General features: G+C 67.9%; 12 protein-coding genes. 2 read left to right on the top strand and 10 right to left on the bottom strand.

What is annotated here, in order from left to right; genetic code table 11:
* Window positions 1-13: 13 nt before the first annotated feature.
* Window positions 14-1345 carry an IS701 family transposase gene (locus GobsT_RS07160; protein ID WP_010034542.1) on the bottom strand — a complete coding sequence of 444 codons (1332 nt, stop codon included), beginning with the start codon at window positions 1343-1345 and terminating at the stop codon, window positions 14-16.
* Between the two features lie 311 nt (window positions 1346-1656).
* Between GobsT_RS07160 and GobsT_RS07155 the strand changes: the two genes are divergently transcribed.
* Together GobsT_RS07155 and trpE are read left to right on the top strand one after the other, a co-directional pair.
* Window positions 1657-3573, top strand: a complete 1917-nt coding sequence (locus GobsT_RS07155; RefSeq protein WP_010034546.1) for a sigma-70 family RNA polymerase sigma factor — start codon at window positions 1657-1659, stop codon at window positions 3571-3573.
* Between the two features lie 81 nt (window positions 3574-3654).
* Window positions 3655-5157, top strand: a complete 1503-nt coding sequence (gene trpE / locus GobsT_RS07150) for an anthranilate synthase component I (RefSeq protein ID WP_010034549.1) — start codon at window positions 3655-3657, stop codon at window positions 5155-5157.
* 100 nt (window positions 5158-5257) lie between these two features.
* Here the strand turns inward: trpE and GobsT_RS07145 are convergent, their stop codons facing one another.
* The 9 genes from GobsT_RS07145 to GobsT_RS07110 form a co-directional block, all read right to left on the bottom strand.
* Window positions 5258-6325, bottom strand: coding sequence for a WD40 repeat domain-containing protein (locus GobsT_RS07145; RefSeq protein WP_010034553.1), 1068 nt, complete (start codon window positions 6323-6325; stop codon window positions 5258-5260).
* A 103-nt stretch (window positions 6326-6428) separates the two neighbouring features.
* Window positions 6429-7538 carry a CobW family GTP-binding protein gene (locus GobsT_RS40440; RefSeq protein ID WP_010034561.1) on the bottom strand — a complete coding sequence of 370 codons (1110 nt, stop codon included), beginning with the start codon at window positions 7536-7538 and terminating at the stop codon, window positions 6429-6431.
* 268 nt (window positions 7539-7806) lie between these two features.
* Window positions 7807-9279, bottom strand: coding sequence for an ABC transporter permease (locus GobsT_RS07135; protein WP_010034562.1), 1473 nt, complete (start codon window positions 9277-9279; stop codon window positions 7807-7809).
* A gap of 139 nt (window positions 9280-9418) precedes the next feature.
* Window positions 9419-10321, bottom strand: coding sequence for a DUF4351 domain-containing protein (locus tag GobsT_RS07130; protein ID WP_010034563.1), 903 nt, complete (start codon window positions 10319-10321; stop codon window positions 9419-9421).
* 58 nt (window positions 10322-10379) lie between these two features.
* Window positions 10380-11096, bottom strand: a complete 717-nt coding sequence (locus GobsT_RS07125; protein ID WP_010034564.1) for an ABC transporter ATP-binding protein — start codon at window positions 11094-11096, stop codon at window positions 10380-10382.
* 179 nt (window positions 11097-11275) lie between these two features.
* Complete coding sequence (locus GobsT_RS07120) at window positions 11276-13357, bottom strand: hypothetical protein (protein WP_148087641.1); 2082 nt, start codon at window positions 13355-13357, stop codon at window positions 11276-11278.
* A complete protein-coding gene (locus GobsT_RS07115) occupies window positions 13245-16553 on the bottom strand; it encodes a TolC family protein (RefSeq protein WP_148087640.1) in 3309 nt (1102 codons plus the stop codon). The genes GobsT_RS07120 and GobsT_RS07115 overlap by 113 nt, the downstream gene beginning before the upstream one ends.
* A 114-nt stretch (window positions 16554-16667) precedes the next feature.
* On the bottom strand, window positions 16668-16826 hold the full coding sequence (locus tag GobsT_RS38660; RefSeq protein WP_197905103.1) for a hypothetical protein: 159 nt from the start codon (window positions 16824-16826) through the stop codon (window positions 16668-16670).
* A complete protein-coding gene (locus GobsT_RS07110) occupies window positions 16814-17278 on the bottom strand; it encodes a 2OG-Fe(II) oxygenase family protein (RefSeq protein WP_050790202.1) in 465 nt (154 codons plus the stop codon). The genes GobsT_RS38660 and GobsT_RS07110 overlap by 13 nt, the downstream gene beginning before the upstream one ends.
* Window positions 17279-17311: the final 33 nt, after the last annotated feature.

The raw sequence follows: 17311 nt of genomic DNA, 5'->3' as shown, positions 1-17311 counted from the left end.
GAATCGGCCGCGCTCACGCGGCCAGATCCAAGCACCGGTGGGCGAGGTCGCGGATTTTCGCGTGGTCGTGGTGCTCGCCCACAACGGCCTGAATCTCCTGGGCCAACAGCTCGTGTTGCCAGGCCCGGCGCTTGTCCGCGTGGCTCGGGCGCCGGTTCGGGTCGTCCCACGGGGATGCGGATCGGTGCCCCACCAGGGCCTCGGCGTTCTGGTTCCAGGCCCACACCTCGGTCAGGGTGTGGGCCCACGCGCACAGGTGGAAGCACCCCACGTTCGACGGCACCCCGCGCACCTGCTGCTGACCCGCCCCGGCGACTTGTTTGAGATCCCGAAAACAGGTCTCCAGGGTGAACCGGTCGGCCACCCGCTCCAGGATGTCGGCCACGGTCGCGGTGGTGTCGGTGCCGAAGAACGCGACCCATCCGTGGGGCTCGTCCACCAACACCACCCGGATCGCCCCACCGGCCGGGCGCCACGTGGCCACGAACGTCTTGTACCGCTTCTCGACCGACTTCCCGTACACGGTGAACATGCCGGTGCTCCACCCGCCGGGGTGGGCGGCCCGCTTGGCCAGCGACACCCGCTCGGTCCCGTACACCCGCGGCCGCCCGGGCCGCCCGGGTACTCGCGCCGGTGGCACCGAGCACAGGGCCGCATCCCGGCGCAGTCGGCTCACCACCGTCACCCCGAGCTTCCGCAGCGGCTTGAGCACCGGCCCCTGGGCGTACGCCCCGTCGGCCACCACCCACACCGCCTTCCCCCACAACGCCAGCCACCCGTGCGCCCACCGCACCAAGCCCACGGCCATGGTCAGCTTGGTTGCGAACGGGGGCCGGTCCGCCGCCCGAACCGCCCCCAGGTTCGCCTTCCGGATGTACCGCCGGGCCAACAGGGGTAACGCCACGACCCCGCCCAGCGGGTGCGCCACCAGCAACCCGAGGACCACCCACACGTGCCCGTACACGAACCCGCTCCCGGCCGGCCCGGGGGTCGGGTTGTGGTGCACCCCGGCCCCTTGCACCTGGGAACCGTACCGCGCCGTCGGGGTGTCATCCAACGCGAGCACGACCCGCGGCCCGGTCACCAACGGCCGGAGCACCTCGACCAACAACCGGGTGGCGATGGCCTCGGCCCGGCGCCCGACGGCGGCCGCGGTGGGGTAGCAGCGGCGGTACTGGGACGACAACCCGGCGGCTCGGATCCAGCAACTCCGGGCCTGTCGCCCGCGGGCCAACAGCACCCCCAGGAACAACAGCGCCAACCGCCGGCCCGAGCGCCGATCCAAGGCACCGGCCAGAATCGAAAACCACTGGCACCGCGGGGCCGGAGTGTGCGAAGATGGCATCGCCGCGTCCGTTCGGGTTGGGAGGTCGTGTGGTAACGCCATCCTCCCGGACGGGCCGGCATTCGTCTACTCCGAACGTACCACCATCACCGCCCGGCCTACAAATTCGCGGAAAGTACAGGTTGATGCCAGTGCCCGAGAAAGCTGCGCCCACTGTGCCCCCGACCATGACGCTTCCGGTACCTCCATTGAAGCCGTAACGGACACGCGAATCCCAACCTTCTTGCCCCGGCCGGCGCCACGTGCGCCGGCCGGGGTTTTATTTTTCTCGTCACTAGTAGGAACCGGCCGGGCGCGGGAACCTATTTGTGATGAGTCGAACGCTGCTCCAAGCCGTCGCCCGGAAGGCCGAGTCCCTCACCCCGGACGCGGACCTGCTGTCGCGCTTCGCGCGCGACGGCGACCAGACCGCGTTCGAGGAACTGGTGCGACGGCACGGGCCGCTGGTGTGGGCCGTGTGCCGGCACCTGCTGCCCGACCACGCCGACGCCGAAGACGCGTTCCAGGCCGTGTTCCTCGCGCTGGTCCGGTCCGCACGCACCGTCCGCGACGGACGGGCGCTGCCGGCGTGGCTACACGGAGTCGCGGTGCGAGCTGCCACGCGAGTCAAGCGCTCGATCGCCCGGCGAAAAGCGCGCGAGCAGAAAGTTGCGCGCCCGGAAGCATCCCGGCCCGTTTCCGACGGCACCTGGAACGCCCTCCTGCGCGCGGCACACGAGGAAGTGCAGCACCTCCCCGAGGCCGAGCGGGTCGCGTTCGTGCTGTGCGATCTGGAGGGGGTGCCGCAACCGGACGCGGCGGCGCGTCTGGGGTGGCCGCTCGGGTCGCTGTCGGGGCGACTCTGCAAGGCCCGGCAGCGGTTACTGGACCGGCTTGCGGCGCGCGGGATCGCTCCCACGGCGGCGGTCGGGATCGGATTGGCGGCCGGCGGCGCCAGCGCCGTGCCCACGAAGTTGTTCGACGTGGTGAAAACGTTTCCGCGAACACCCGGCGCGGCTTCGGCTGCTGTCACGGGGCTTGCCCGCGGGCTTACAGAGGGGCTCACGATGCGTGCGAAGTTGATGGCGACTGCGACCGTACTGGTCGCAGCGGTCGGGTTAACCGGCGGGGCGGCGCTGCTGTCGCACGCCGACGCACAGTCGCCCGATGTGGTGCGAGAGATCAAGGACCTCACCGGGGCGATGGACGCGCAAGAGCCGGGGCGAGGGCGGCCGGGCAGTGGTGCGCCTTCGCCTGGTGGTAGTGGGGCACCGGGCTTGCCCCCCGGTGGGGCGTTTCCCGGTGGCATGCCTGGTGGAACCGGTCCCGGTATGGGCGGTCCGGGTGGGTTGGGCAGTTCCAGCGGCCCCGTCACGCCTCCCGTACCGAACGTGGAACACAAGTTCGTGGACATCAAGAGCGACCGTAAGGCATTCGAGGCGGCCATCGCTCAGCACGGCAATGCGGGCTGGGAGTTCTGCGGTTCCGAGCGGTTCGGACAGGGAGAACTGACCCTCGTGTTCAAGAAGGTGAAACCCACTAGCTCGCCATTCATGGGAAGCGCATCGGGCGGTGCGGGTAGCGAGGGTGGTAGCGCAACCGGCGCGGGTAGCGGACGTAGTACGCAAGACCCGGAACGCGGATGGCAGATGCTCCAGCGGCTCACGAACAGCACTGGTGACACCGTGGACCTCGGTTCGATTCCGCCGCAGACGCGCGAGTGGCTCAAGGGCGTGACCGAGCGCAGCGGCGGCATCCCGTTACCGGAATCGGGCACCATGACGAAAGCGCAGTACCTCGATTACCACGCCCGGAATGAAGCGGCTCGCGCCGCCGCAGGCAGTTCGGGCGGGAACAGCCCTGGAGGGAATAGTCGAACCGATACCCCGGGCTCTGGAGGCAGCGCTCCCCGCTCGGGCCGTGGCGGGTTTGGAGGTTCCGGCATGGATGGGCGGGGCTCAAGCGGGGGAAGCTCGGGCGGGACATGGGGGAGCGGGGGAAGCCCGAGCGGGGGATGGGGGAATGGTCCTGCCGTAACTCCCCCGAGTAAATTCCTTAACGTATTTCCCCTCAAGGTCAGCAAGGCCGATGAAATGATCCTCACGCTCAAGCCGCTCTTCCCCAATACGGATCTGGCGGCCGACCCGCGCACGAACACGATCCTGGTCCGCGGGGACGAAAAGACGCTCGACGAACTCCGCACGCTGATCACGCGTCTGGAAGGGATCGAGTCGGCGAAGCCCAAGTGACCGCATGGCAAAGGTACGCTCGCCATTCCGAACCCGGGTCGCGACAATAACACCAGTTTCCGTCGCATCCCGGGTTCGATCATGCACTTTCGTCCGACGTTCGACGAGTTCGCGGCGCTCGCCCGCGAGCACACCGTTGTCCCCGTGTACCGGCGCCTCACCGCGGACACGCTCACGCCCGTGTCGGCGTTCTGCAAGCTCCAGGAGGGGGACTGGTCGTTCCTGTTCGAGAGCGTCGTCGGTGGGGAGCGGGTGGGGCGGTACAGCTTCCTCGGGGCCGGACCGTTCCGCACGTTCGAGGCGTTCGGCACCCGCACCGTCACCCGCGAGGGCGCGAAGACGGTCGAGGGCGAATCCGCCGATCCGCTCCGCGTGCTGGAAGACATGATCGGCGAGTTCCGGGCGCCGCACCTCCCGGGGCTGCCGCGATTCTGCGGTGGCGCGGTCGGGTACGCCGGGTACGACACCGTTCGCTACGTTGAGCGCCTGCCGAACGCCCCCAACGACGACCGTGGGCTGCCCGACCTCAGCTTTGGCTTCTACGACCGCATGGTGGTGTTCGACCACGCCGCGAAAACGATCCTGGCGGTCGCACACGCCCGAACCCGCGCGAACGACGACCTCCGCGCCGCTTACGCCGCCGCGTGCCGGCAGGTCGATGAGTTGGTGGAGCGGCTCCAGCGCGGCGTCGCGGACCTGCAACTCACCGACATCGACCCGAAGGCCCCCCGCGCCGCCGCGGGCGCCCGCCCGCCCCTGGCCTCCAATTTCACCCGCGCGGGGTTCGAGGCGGCGGTGGAGAAGGCCCGCGAGTACATCAACGCCGGCGACGCGTTCCAGATCGTGCTCAGCCAGCGGTTCCGCACCGAAACGACGGCCCGGCCGTTCGACATCTACCGCGCGCTGCGGGTGGTGAACCCCAGCCCGTTCATGTTCTACCTCCGCGCCGGGGCGGTCACGCTGGTGGGCGCCTCGCCCGAAATCATGTGCCGGGTGGAGAACGGCGTCATCACGAACCGCCCGCTCGCCGGCACCCGGCGCCGCGGCGCCACCCCGGAGGAAGACGCGCAACTGGCGACCGAACTCCTCGCCGACCCCAAGGAGCGGGCCGAGCACATCATGCTCGTGGACCTCGCCCGCAACGACGTGGGCCGCGTCGCCGAACTGGGTAGCGTGAAGATCAGCGACCTGCTGACCGTCGAGCGGTACAGCCACGTCATGCACCTGTCCAGCACCGTGACCGGCAAGCTGAGGCCGGAGTTGACCGCGTTCGACGCGATGCGGGCGAGCCTGCCGGCGGGCACACTGTCGGGGGCGCCGAAGGTGCGGGCGATGGAGATCATCGACGAACTCGAGCCGCACCGCCGCGGCCCTTACGGGGGCGCGGTCGGGTACGTGGACTTCGGCGGCAACATGGACACCTGCATCGCTCTCCGCACGATGGTGCTGCTGGGCCAAACCGCTTACGTTCAGGCCGGCGCCGGTCTGGTCGCGGACAGCGTCCCGGCAACCGAGTATCAGGAAACCGTAGACAAGGCCGCGAGCCTGCTGCGTGCGATCGAAGTGGCCGAGACGCAGTTATGAGAAGGGTTTGATCCGCAGGCGGGCGCCGGCCCCGAAGACAAGAAGCCACTCTTCTGTCCTCGGGGCCGGTGCCTGCCTGCTCATGGGCGTCTCGCAGTGCTCAACCGGCCCGGAAGACCGCAACCGTTCCCGCCCCGCTCCCCGCAGCCAGCGACTTGTCGTCGAGCGACCACGCCAATGCGGACGCCTCCGTCACTCCGGGGAACGCGAACTCGCCGACCTGGGCGCCGCGGCGGTTTGTCGGTTGCCACAGCATTACCTTCCCGTCGCTCCCCGCGGACGCCAGCAGGAAGCCGCGGTGCTGGTATGCCAGCACAGTCAGGCTCGAATTCTCGTCGTGCCCGGGCAACATCGTCGGCTTGGTGCCCTCCGGCCCCTTCGGCCCGCCCTGGCAGTCCCAGATGCACACGACGGGACCGCCGCCGGTCGCGAGGTACCGCGAGCTGAAGTCCCACGCCAGCTCGCGCACCTTGGTCTTGTAGCCCCACATCTGCAAATCGTGTGACGCGTCGAAGTACCAAAAGTGAACCGTCGAGTCCTGGTTCCCGTGGGCCAGGATCTTGCCGTCCGGGCTCCACGCCATCGCGAGGGGAGAACCCTTCCAGGAGAGCAACTTTACCGGTTCGAGCCCGGCAAACGGGTCGTAGGTAGCCGCCGCACCGTATGCGAGGAGCGTGATGTGGTTGGTGCCGGGCCGCCACTTCAGGTCCATCACGGTACCGGCCTGCGCGGACAGTTCCCGCACCAGCTCACCGCCCGCGGACCAGACACGCGCTTTCTTGCCGGCCGCGGCGGCGAGGAACTGCCCCTGCGGGTGCCACGCCACCTTCTCGGCCCACGCCGCGCCGGCGTCGAGCGCTTTAACTTCCACGCCGGTTGCGGTGTCCCAGAGGCGCACGACCTTGTCTTGCCCGACCGAGGCGAGCAGGCTCCCCCCGGGCTGCCACGCGATCGCCGCGGTACCGAACCCGTTCCCCTTCAGCTCGTGCAGCGGCTTACCGGTGTGCGCGTCGAACACGACGACCGGCCCGCTGACCGTTGCGGCGGCGAGCTTGGCCCCGTCCGGGGACCAGGTCAGCCCGACGACGTGGTCCGGCGTCGGCGCCTGCCACACCGGGCGGAGTCGGTTCTCGGCCTTCGCGCCGCCAAAGATGTTGATGCGAGCCATATCAAGTCAACAGGGTAAAGGTAAACGGCAAAGACGGACCACAAGTGCAACGAGCGCCCCGGCACGGCGAACCGCCGGGGCGCCACGACCGATTTGACTTGTGCTACGCCAGGCAGCTCTTGAAGCCCTCGGTGAGGGCGCCGCGGTCGAGGTTGCGGCCGATGAAAATGAGCTTATTGGACCGCGGCGTCTTGCCCCACGGCTTGTCCGGGCGGCCGTCGAACAGCATGTGAACGCCCTGGAACACGAACCGGTTCGGGTCGTTCTTGATGCTCAGCACGCCCTTCATGCGGAAGATGTCCGGCCCCTTCTCCTGGAGCAGTTCCATCATCCACTTGTTCAGCTTCTTGACGTCGAGGTCGCCGGCCAGCGTGATGCCCACGCTCGTCACCGACGAGTCGTGAACGTGGTCGTGCTCCTCTTCTTTCATCACCCCGAGCGCGTGCGTCTTGTGCTCATGCTTGTGATCGTGGTCATGCTCGCACTTACCGTGCTCGTGATCGCAGTGGGAGTGATCCTTGTCGTCGTGCTCGTGATCGTGATCGTGCGAGTGGCCGCCGTTCTTCAGGAAGTCCGGTTCGTGCTCCAAGATGCGGTCGAGGTCGAACCCGCGGACGTTGAGCACGTTGTCGAGGTCGGTCTTCGCGTTGGTGGTGCGGTGGATCTTCGCGCTCGCGTTCATCTTCCGGATCAGCTTTTCGAGCTTGTCCAGTTCCGGCGGCGTCACGAGGTCGGTCTTGTTGAGCAGGATCACGTCCGCGAACGCGATCTGCTCCTGTACCTCGTGCGAGTCCCAGTGCAGCAGGACGTGCTTCGAGTCCACCAGCGTCACGATGCCGTCGATGGCGGTCTTGGCCTTCACCTCGTCGTCCATGAAGAACGTCTGCGCGACCGGCCCGGGGTCGGCCATCCCGGTCGTCTCGATGAGGATGTAGTCGAACTTGTCCCGGCGCTTCATCAGGTTGCCGAGGATGCGGATCAGGTCGCCGCGAACGGTGCAGCAGATGCACCCGTTGTTCATCTCGAAGATTTCTTCTTCCGAGTTGATGACCAGGTCCTGGTCGACGCCGATCTCCCCGAACTCGTTCTCGATGACCGCGATCCGCTTGCCGTGTTGCGCCGTGAGGATGTGGTTCAGCAGCGTGGTCTTCCCGGCGCCGAGGAAGCCGGTGAGTACGGTGACCGGAACGCGGTCGGTCGCGGTTGCTGGCATCGGTGTCTCCTGATCCGTGATTGGTGGGACAGGGGAATTGTACCAGTCCGGACCAGAGCGCGAAGGTTCTGAACCCCGTGCCCGCAAAAACGGCCACCGAACACGAGCCTTTACTGCCTCGCGCGACGAAGCGGTTTAAGAAAACGGGGCGCCCGGCCGGGTCGCCCCGGACCGAACGCCCCGCCAGCGGAAGAGCGGGGAACACCCCCGCCCGCGGGTAGAATGGCGAAGCGGGGGGGAACTTGCGCGTGTGTAGCGAACGATTGCACTACACGTGCCGCAGGGCCTCAATCGGGTCGAGCTTCGCGGCACGCCACGCGGGGTACAGCCCGAACACCATACCGACCAGGATCGACACGCCCACCGACAGGAAAATCGACAGCACGTGCAGCTTCGCGGGCAGCCGCACCTCGGACGCGAACCACGCGGTCGAGCGGACCAACTCCCACGCGGCGGGCACGCAGTACACCGACAGGACGCCGATCGCGGCCCCGAGCAGCCCGCCGATTGTCGTTTGGACCACCGCCTCCACGAGGAACTGGAGCACGATGTCCTTACGCTTCGCCCCGAGCGCGCGGCGGATGCCGATCTCGCGGGTCCGCTCGGTCACGGTCGCGAGCATGATGTTCATGATCCCGATCCCGCCCACGAACAGCGAGATGAACGCGATCACGCCCATCAGCATTGTGAACCGGCTCTGGGCGCGCTCGGCCTCTTCGAGCTTGTCCAGCGGGACCGTCACCGAGTAGTCCTTCTTCGGGTGCTTGCGGTCCAGCATCCCTTTGATCTCGTTGCCCACCGCCTGTACCTTCGCGCGGCCCGCGGGGGTGTCCACCTCGGCGTCCACGGTGAGCGTGATCTGGCTGTACTCGACCTTCTCGTTCATCCGCGCCCCGGCGGTGCGGACCGAGATGATCTCGCCGAACCGCCGTTTGCTGGTGCGGATCGGGATGTAGATGTCGCGGTTGTAGTCCTCGGCCGCCTGGCTGCCGCCGGAGCCGCCGGTCGGCATCCGGTCCCTCAGTACACCCACGACGACGAAAAAGTGGCTCCGCATCCCGACCGTCTGTCCGAGCGGGTCCTCGTAGGGGAACAGCCGGTCCGCCGCCTCGGCCCCGAGCACGCAGTAGTTTTCGAGGTCGCTGTCGTCGTTCTCGACCAGGAACCGGCCGCGGGACATTTCGAGCTTGTTCACCGCCTGGTAGTCGGGCGTCGTCCCGATGACGCGGGCGTTCACGAGCCGGTCCAAATACCGCGCCTCGCTCGGGAACACCCGCATGGGAACAATCCGCGCCACCGCCCCATCGGTCGTGAGCGTGCTGAACCGCTCGAGGTCGTCGCGCACCAGGCCGTAACTGGTGACGAACCCTTTCGCGGCGGTCGCCGAGTCGTCCGGCGGCTTGGTGCTGCGGACGATGATGTTGGTGGCGCCCTGGCGCTTGATGTCGTCGAGCGCGTCCTGCATGGACCCCTCGCCGAACGACATCAGCGAGATGACCGAGCACGTCCCGATGATGATGCCGAGCACCGACAGCACGGAGCGGAGCTTGTGCAGCCACAGGCTCTTCATCGCCAGTGAGACGCTCCGCTTGAGCTTCGCGGTGTTGCTGGCGAGCGGAACGCGCGCGAGCACCCAGGCCGCCGCCGCGCCGCCGAACACGAAAAACAGTACGGTGGCCACAACCAGCGCCGCCGCACCGAGGCCGACGAGTTGCAGCAGCGAGAAATCGTAACCGAACATTCACGTCTCCGAGAGCCGTACCGGGGCGCGGGATCGGGCACGGTCCTCTTCCGCCGGTTCTCGGCGGCAGAGGGTGGTTCGGAACGGGCGACGGGTCCGAACCGGGCGAGTGGCAGCGTTAAAGGCGCCCGCCTCGGGCTCACGCCCCGGCGAGGAGTTCGTCCCAGGTGCTGACGTCGAGCAATTTTTCGGCCAGCGCGTCGAGCCGCGCGAGGTCCGACAGCGCATTGAGAGCGGCCTCGTGTGTCACCGTCGGCGAACCGAACTTTTTGACCCCCTGGCGGAGTATCACCTTGCGTGCTTCATTCAACGAGCCCTGCTGCAAGCCCTGCTGCAAGCCCTGCTGCAAGCCCTGCTGAAGGCCGTCTTGCAGCCCGCGTCGGAGGATCGCCTGGTACGTCACGGATTCTTCCATCTGCATCACCCCTACGCACACGGCATCGATCAGCGGTTGCTCGAACGCGAGTCCCATCAGCACGTAACTCGCGCCCCACAGTTTTGCGGCCAGCGGAGGGTCCACCTGCTCGTCAATTCGGGCCTTCATGCCACGCACCACGGACGGCAGATCACCCTCGCTCACTCCGGCCAGCGGGGCGGGCGGGAGCAACCCGAGCGGCCCGGTCAGGAACTCAGACGCCGGCCGCTCCCACACCCGCACCACCTGGTACCGGAACGCCCAACTCGGCCCGACCGGCGGGGCAACCGGCATGTGCCCGCTCAGCCACGCTATGTTACCCTTCCGCCGAAGCAGCACCACTGCGGACGCCACCGGCACCCCATGCCGGGCGGTCAGCAGCGCGTTGTAGCGGAACACCCGGCGCTCGAGGTCCGCGCTCGGTCCGGTCTGAATGTCCAGGTGCAGCAGCCATCGGAACGGTTCGTCCACCCGGATCACCTTGTCCGCGGCCGTGGTGACCGTGGAGAGGTCCGCGTCGATCAGCCCCACCGCGGACGCCCGGACGGCCCCGCCAAGGAACGCGACCCAACCCGCCGGGTCCGTTTCGATCAGCTCCTTGGTCGTCGCGTCGTAGGGTAAGCTCATTCGCGGGCCGCCTCATCGGCTCGGAGTAAGGAGTACGGCCCTGCGGCGCTCGACGCGCTCAGCGGTCCATCTCGACGATGGTGCGGGTGTCGTTCCGCACGTCGGATTCGACCCGCCCGTCGCGCAGCCGCACCACCCGGCGCGCCCACTCGGCGATGTCGTTCTCGTGCGTAACCATGATGATCGTTTTGCCCGCCCGGTTCAGTTCCCGCAGCATCTGCATGATCTCGATGCTGGTCTTCGTGTCGAGGTTCCCGGTCGGCTCGTCGCCCAGAATCAGGTGCGGGTCGTTCACGAGGCTCCGCGCCACCGCCACGCGCTGCTGCTGACCGCCGGATAACTGGAGCGGCTTGTGGTCTAGACGGTCTCCGAGCCCGACCAGTTCGGCGAGGGCCACGCACCGCGCCTTCGTCCGCTCGTCGAGTTTGATGCCCTGGTACAGGAGCGGCAGTTCGATGTTCTCGACCACCGTGTACTGCGGGAGCAGGTTGTACGACTGGAAAATGAACCCGAGGTAGGTGCTCCGCACCTCGGAGAGCTGATCGTCGTCCATCTCGGACACGTCCACGTCGCCGAGGTAGTAGTGCCCGCTGCTCAGCCGGTCCAGGCACCCGAGCACGTTCAGCAGCGTGGACTTGCCCGACCCGGACGGCCCCATGAGGGCGACGAAGTCGCCCTCGTCGAACGCGAGGTTCAACCCCTTGAGCACGTTGAGGGTCTGGGTCCCCATGTAGTAATTCTTGACTAGATCGACGATGCGAACGATGGCAGGCATAAGGAAGCTCGAAGGGCGGGTCGTGGGTTCCTGAGCGGCCCGGCGTGAGCCCGCCGGAGCGACAGCGTTTCGCGGGCCGCGTAAGCCCGCCGGCGCGGCGCGAGCCCGCCGGTGACACCACACAGGTGCAATTCGCACCCTGAGTCGTGTCACACCGGCGGGCTCGCGCCGCGCATCGATCACCCCTGCTGGGGGCCTCCGGCGCCCGGCGGCGGGCCGCCCGCGCCGCCCTTTTTACCGCCACCTTTCTTACCGCCGCCCGGTGCGCCGGATCCGTCGCCCTTCGGGCTGTCACCGAACCCGCCGCCCTTGCCCTCACCCTTGCCACCACCGGGTGCGGCGTCGCGGGTGCGGGTCTTGTCGTCCGGGGCCAGCAGCACCTTCGGGTTCATCACCACGTCGTCGCCCTCGGACAGGCCGGTCTTGATCTCCACGAACTTCTCGTTGTAGAGCCCCAGCTCCACCTGCTTTCGATCGTATCCCCCGGCCGGGGACTTGACGTAGACCTCACGCTTCACGCCCATCTCGGTGCCACCGATGATTGCCTGCACCGGAACCGTCAAAACGGCCTCCCGCGCGGTGTCTACCGTAATCGTCACCTCCGCGGTCATGTCCGGTTTGAGCTGCTCGTTCTCGATCCGCTTCTTGGTCCCGTCCGGGAACACCTCGGAGTCGATCATGACCAGCGTCTGGTACAGCTTCACGTCCGAGATCCACGAGTCAGCCTGGCTGGCGACCGCGGACACCGTGCGCACGTGGCCCTCGAACTGGCGGTCCGGCAGCGCATCGACCCGCACCGTGGCCCTCTGCCCGTCAGCCAGCTTCTTGTACTCTTGGTTGCGGAACTTCTCACGCACCCGGTCGATCAGGTCGCTCCGCTGGCCCACGAGACGGCCGAACGGGTCGGTGTTCAGCAGCATCACCGCCTGGAACCCGTCCACGAGGTGGGTCGGCACCCGCACATCGCCGCGGATGCGGGCCACCATCGCCTCGTGGACTTTGGTGTTCACTTGCATCCGGTGCAGGTTCGGGATGCGGAGCAGCTTCTGCCCCTCCTTGACCTGCGCCCCCTGCTCGATAAGCCCCTGGCTGCTGCTGCTGCCGAACCGGTTGGACTCGGACCGGAAATACACCACCATCGAGTCCGGCTCGATGTCGCTCGGCGCCGTGATCTTGCACTCGGCGCGCTGGAGCGAGATCTCGCGCTGTTTCTCGTCCTGCTGGATGAACTCGGACGTGGCCCGTTTCTTCTCGGCCAGTGCTTTAGCGAGGTTCGCGTCCGCTTGCAGCACCGCCTGCTCGTAGGCCAGCAGTGCGCTCGTCCGCTTGCTCCGGAAGTCCGTGAGCTGCTGTTTGCGGTCGTAGCTGAGCATCTGTGCGAGCTTGGCCCGCTTGCTCCGCAAGTCCTCGACGGCGCTCTCCATCTTCGACCGCTCGGCCTGGGCCTGGGCGGCGCTCATGTACGAGAGCTTCACCATCCGGTCGGACCACGCGGCCCGCTCCCGGTACTGTTCCAGGTTGCTCTCGGCCAGTTTCACCTGCCCGGTCTGATCGTCCACCAGTTGGCGGAACGAGCCGGTCTCGGACAGCGACGCCATCCCGCCGCCGACCACCGCGAGCGCGCCGAGGGTCGGGTCGTAGTTCAGCCCGGTGAACTTCTCCAGATCGATCTCGGCCAGAGCCAGCGCGTTCTTTGCGGTCTCGACGGCGATCTCGTTCTGCTTGACCACGATGTCGTAATCGTTCTCGGCCTTGATTTTGTTGGCCGAGGCTGTGTCAACCTTGATCTGCTGCTCCTCCTCCTGGTCCTTCAGGGCGGAGTCATCGAGAATCATCAGAAGCTGACCGGGCTTGACCCGGGAGCCGTCGTCGATGACCCAGTTGATTGTGCTGGCGAACCCCTTCGAGCCGGCCCGCACTTTACACACGATGTCGCGGTTGTCGGCCGACTCGAGGGTCCCCTTCTCCGCGACCGTGACCACCAATGGCTCACGCCGGACGGTGTGGAGCAGCACGTCGTTGCGGACCGGGACCGGGCGGAAGGCGTACCACCCGCCGATCGCGGCGGCCGCCAGCGCCAGCGTCCCACCCAGCGCAAGCGGCAGGAGCAGTTTCCGCCCCTTGGCCCGGGACGGAAGCTGCCGCGGCTTACCGTCCGAATGGCCGGGGGGCAGGAAGCTGTTCACCGACGGGCTGCCGGGGGCGGTCGCCGGCGGGCTCGGGTGAACGACGGGAACTGTCGGCTCGGTTGAAGAACTCATCGATCCACACCCCGCGGTCGTCGAGGGTCATCTGTTCGAGGTCGAGGTACAGCTGCATCCGGCTGGTCTGGTAGGCGACCCAAATCTGGTACAGCGAGTTCTGCCCGGCCACCAGCCGGCTCTGGGCGTCGAGCACCTGCTGGGTGAGGGCGGCGGCGCTGCCCGCGTCGTTCCCGGCCCCGGGCGCCGGGGGCGCGAGCAGGATCGCCTGGGCGTTGTCCACCTGCGAGTACCCGAGTTCCACGACCCGCTGTTGGATGCGGTACAACTGAGCGAAGGTTCGCAAATCCCGGAGGTCGCTGCGCACGTCGTTGGTGATGTTGTCCTCGAACGCCATCAGCGTGCGGCGCGAGCGCTGGTAGGAGACCAGTGCGGCACGGTAATTATTACGCTCGGCGCGGCGAATTAGAGGCAGTTCCGCGTTAAAAGTCAGTCGGTGGTCGCTCCGGTCGGCGGAAAACGCGAGACCATTGTTCCGACCGGCCGGGGTGCTGCTCGTTAAATCATACCGGACGTCGAAGACCCCCTGCAACGAATTTGCCTGAATTGCGATCTGGCGCCACGAGTCCACCACCTGTGCCCGGGCGTTCATCAGGTCGAGCCGGTTCGACAGGGCCGCCCGGATCGCGGCCGTGTACGCCTCATCCAGCGGGGCCGCCAGCGCGTCGGTGCTCCCCTCCTGGCCCGCCCCGATGGGGAGCGGCGGCAGCTCGGGCCACTGGTTCCGGACCAGCACCAGCCGGTCGTTGCGGGCCTCCAGGATGAGCAGGTAGAACGCGCTGAACACGTCCCGGAACGCGCCGGCCTGGGCCGCCGCACGGGCCGGGCCGGTGAACTTGGTCCACGGCTGCGACTCGTACACCCGCACCAGCCGGTCGAACTCGCCCAGGTCGATCTCGTCCTCCAGCAGCGCGACGCGGCGGGTGTCGGCGGGCGGCTCCGGCTGGCCCTTCGCGAGCAGCGCGGCGCGGGCGTCGAGCAGCTTCCGCCGCTCCTCCCGGAGCAGGGCCAGTCGGGTGGCGGCCTGGTCGTCGTTCAGTTTGGCCGGCGCCCACGAGTCGAACCGCTCCCCGATGCTCTTCGCGAACGCGGTGCCCTTTGCCAGCGGCGACTCCGTGAGCAGGGCGCGCCACCGGCCGCGGAACTGCGCCACCGGCACCGCCGGGTCGTACTTCGCGGCCTCCAGTTCCACCTGCTGCACCTGCGCGTACACCTCCTCGAACCGACCGAGCTGCTGCCGGATCGGCCGCAGCGGCGTGTCGTCGAGGTCCAGCGCGACGGTCACCGGCAGCCCGAGCTGGAGCTTGTAGTTGTCGAGCGCGTCGAGGTACCCGCGGATCCCGCTCCCCCCGCCGCCCCCGCCGCCCGCCGCCACGCCCCCGACCTGCCCGAGGAGCTGGCCGCGGCTGCTGAGCAACTGCACTTCCACCTGCCCCACCTGGAGGTCGGACTGCTGCCCGCCCTCGCGGAACGCCTGGTACAGGCGCAACAGCCGCTCCAGCGCGGTCACGTTCTTGCGCTGGTTGCTGATGACCGCCGACTGGTACAGCAGCGGCATGAACCCGGTGCTCGGGGCGGTGAGGTTGCCGCCGATGCCGCGCCCCAGGTTCGTCGACAGCCCCTGGAGCCCGTACGGGTTGTTCGTGTACCCGCCGCCGCCCGCGATCGCCACGTAGAAGATCTTCCGGAACCGCGCGTACGAGCGCATCGCGTACAGCAGCGTGCGCTCCGCCTGCGTCAGCCCTTCGAGCGTGACGGCGAACCCGCCGCCGCGGAGGAACGGCTGCGCCAGGCTCAGCGTCAGGTTGCTGATGCTGGTCTGCGGCCGGTCGCCGGACAGGTCGATGACCACCTGGTTTGCGAGTTGTACGGCGAGCAGTGCCCCGGTCGGGAACAGTTTGTTGAAGCCCGCCGTGGTGCTCATGTTCCAGCGCTCGCCGCCCCCCAGTTCGCGCCCGGTGGACCGGCGAACCACTTGCTCGGTGAAGAACGCTTGCGCCGCGAAATTGAACCGCTCCAGCGTGACCGGCAACGCACTCAGGTACAGGTCCTCGCGCCGGTCCTGGTACTCGCGGGCGTTGAACAGCCCAAGCTCGACGGCCTGATCGAGCTTGATGCGGTACCCGGATTGTGCGGACTCCAGCGCTTTAAGGTAGTCCGACGCAGGGTCGCCGGTGGCGAGCACCGGCGGGTACAGGTCGGACATCGCCCCGAGCGGGCTCTCGCCCGACGGCTTCGTCTCAGACGGCTTCGGGTCGGGCAGCTTTGTTTCGGGTGGTTTCGTCTCCGGAACGGGGAGCGGGAGCGGCTGCGCCGGGGCAACGTCGGGCGCCGAAACCGGATCCGGCACCACGACGGGCGCGCGACCGACCGCAGGAACCGCAACACCACTCGGCTCGTCCTTGCCCGAAACGACGACCACGGTCGGCGGCGCCAGCTTGGCGCGCCCCGGCTCCGTATTCGGCGTGGGCGTCGTGCGGTTCGCTGCTGTCCACGGACCGAACTCGCCCGGCTTGGCGGGAGCGTTCGGCGCGACCTTGGCAGTGCCCGACGAGGTCGCCGGTTGTTTCGCGACCGCCGCGGGCGGCTCGACCGGGCTCGCACCGGGGAAACCGGGCGGCAAGCTGTGGCGCACGGCGGGGCGGTCGGGGGCCGGTTTCGCTCCGTCAGCTTCCGCCCGGGGGGCGGGCTTTTGTGCCACGGTGCGTTCTACGGGCCGCGCCCCTGGCGTGGTCGGCCACTGAGAGGTTGTCCCCCCGTCCTTCTTCACCGTCGGAGCCGAACCGGGGCTCTGCTCCGCGACCCCGCGTGCCGGTGGTGGCGGTTCTCCGGCGCGGTTCTCTGCGTCCCACTGCTCGAGCATCGCCACGTACCCGTCCCCGTCCACCCGCCCGACCCCGGACTTCTTCGTGGGGCGCTGCGGATGGGGGGACAGGACGCGGGCCGCGAAGTCGTCCGGCGGGTACGGCGGGCGGTCCGGATTGGAGTTGTCCGCGAACCGCGACCGCGGGTCGGGGTACACGTGCCAATCCTTCTTCACCTGCCAGTCGGGGAAGATGTTCTTTTGAGAGATCACCCCGGCGACATCCTTGTCGGCCCGCTCGCGATAATGAAATCGCGAGCAGCCCGGTGTCGCAATGAGGGCGAGGAGAGCGAACCCGGCGATGTAGGGCAGGCAGCGTGCTGATCCGTGCATGTCGCACCCGTGCAGAAACCGGAACACCGGCACGTTAGGCACGATGGTATCGACCGCGCAGTCTGCCCGAGTTGAAACGAACCGCACGGACAAGCGAATCCGTACAACCGGACGTTACCCAGACCGCCCCGCCGCATTCACGCCCCGGGGGCGCCCGTACATCACGTCGGTGCGCAGCACGTACTTTCGCCCGCTCTCCACGACCGCCCCCTCGTGGAGCAGTCGGTGCCGGAACACCAGCGCCGTGCCGCGCACCGGCTTCACCACAGCCACGGCCCCACACCAAACTGAAAGTGCGTCAGGAGGTTGTGGAAGAAGTTCGTGCCCCCGCCGGTGAAGTCGTTGTTCAGGTAGATCAGGAACGTCAATTCGCTCGACTGGAGCTGCCGGAACCGGTGGTGGGCCCCGTCGTGGTGCGGCTTGAACGTCTGCCCGGGGCCGTACCGGTAGAAGCGCCACCGCTCGTTGAAATCGACCAGCTCGTGCCCCTCAATAACTGATGGCAGGAACGCCCTCGCGCGCTCGAAGAGGCGCGCCGCGAGGGCCGGGTCGTCGAGCGTTGCCCGGTCGTTGTCGCGGAACGACTTGACCACCTCGCCACCGGCAAGCGGCGCGTCTCCGAACCCAACGGCCTCGCTCTGGGCAATGAACTGGGCGCATTCCTCCGGCGTGAGGAAATCGGTGATGGTGAAGATCGCTTCGCCGTCGAGCGGCGTCTTGGTCATCGGACTAACCTCCATATCAGGAAGTGAGTTCCG

This window comes from Gemmata obscuriglobus (genome assembly GCF_008065095.1).
Classification (GTDB): domain Bacteria; phylum Planctomycetota; class Planctomycetia; order Gemmatales; family Gemmataceae; genus Gemmata; species Gemmata obscuriglobus.
This window is presented reverse-complemented; position numbering and strand designations above follow the sequence as displayed.

Bases quoted from the DNA above. Each gene is read 5' to 3' on its own strand.
- GobsT_RS07145 (WP_010034553.1), bottom strand. From the start codon at position 6,325: ATGGCTCGCATCAACATCTTTGGCGGCGCGAAGGCCGAGAACCGACTC.
- GobsT_RS07120 (WP_148087641.1), bottom strand. From the start codon at position 13,357: ATGAGTTCTTCAACCGAGCCGACAGTTCCCGTCGTTCACCCGAGCCCG.
- GobsT_RS07130 (WP_010034563.1), bottom strand. From the start codon at position 10,321: ATGAGCTTACCCTACGACGCGACGACCAAGGAGCTGATCGAAACGGAC.
- GobsT_RS07155 (WP_010034546.1), top strand. From the start codon at position 1,657: ATGAGTCGAACGCTGCTCCAAGCCGTCGCCCGGAAGGCCGAGTCCCTC.
- GobsT_RS07135 (WP_010034562.1), bottom strand. From the start codon at position 9,279: ATGTTCGGTTACGATTTCTCGCTGCTGCAACTCGTCGGCCTCGGTGCG.
- GobsT_RS07125 (WP_010034564.1), bottom strand. From the start codon at position 11,096: ATGCCTGCCATCGTTCGCATCGTCGATCTAGTCAAGAATTACTACATG.
- GobsT_RS40440 (WP_010034561.1), bottom strand. From the start codon at position 7,538: ATGCCAGCAACCGCGACCGACCGCGTTCCGGTCACCGTACTCACCGGC.
- GobsT_RS07160 (WP_010034542.1), bottom strand. From the start codon at position 1,345: ATGCCATCTTCGCACACTCCGGCCCCGCGGTGCCAGTGGTTTTCGATT.
- GobsT_RS07110 (WP_050790202.1), bottom strand. From the start codon at position 17,278: ATGACCAAGACGCCGCTCGACGGCGAAGCGATCTTCACCATCACCGAT.
- trpE (WP_010034549.1), top strand. From the start codon at position 3,655: ATGCACTTTCGTCCGACGTTCGACGAGTTCGCGGCGCTCGCCCGCGAG.
- GobsT_RS07115 (WP_148087640.1), bottom strand. From the start codon at position 16,553: ATGCACGGATCAGCACGCTGCCTGCCCTACATCGCCGGGTTCGCTCTC.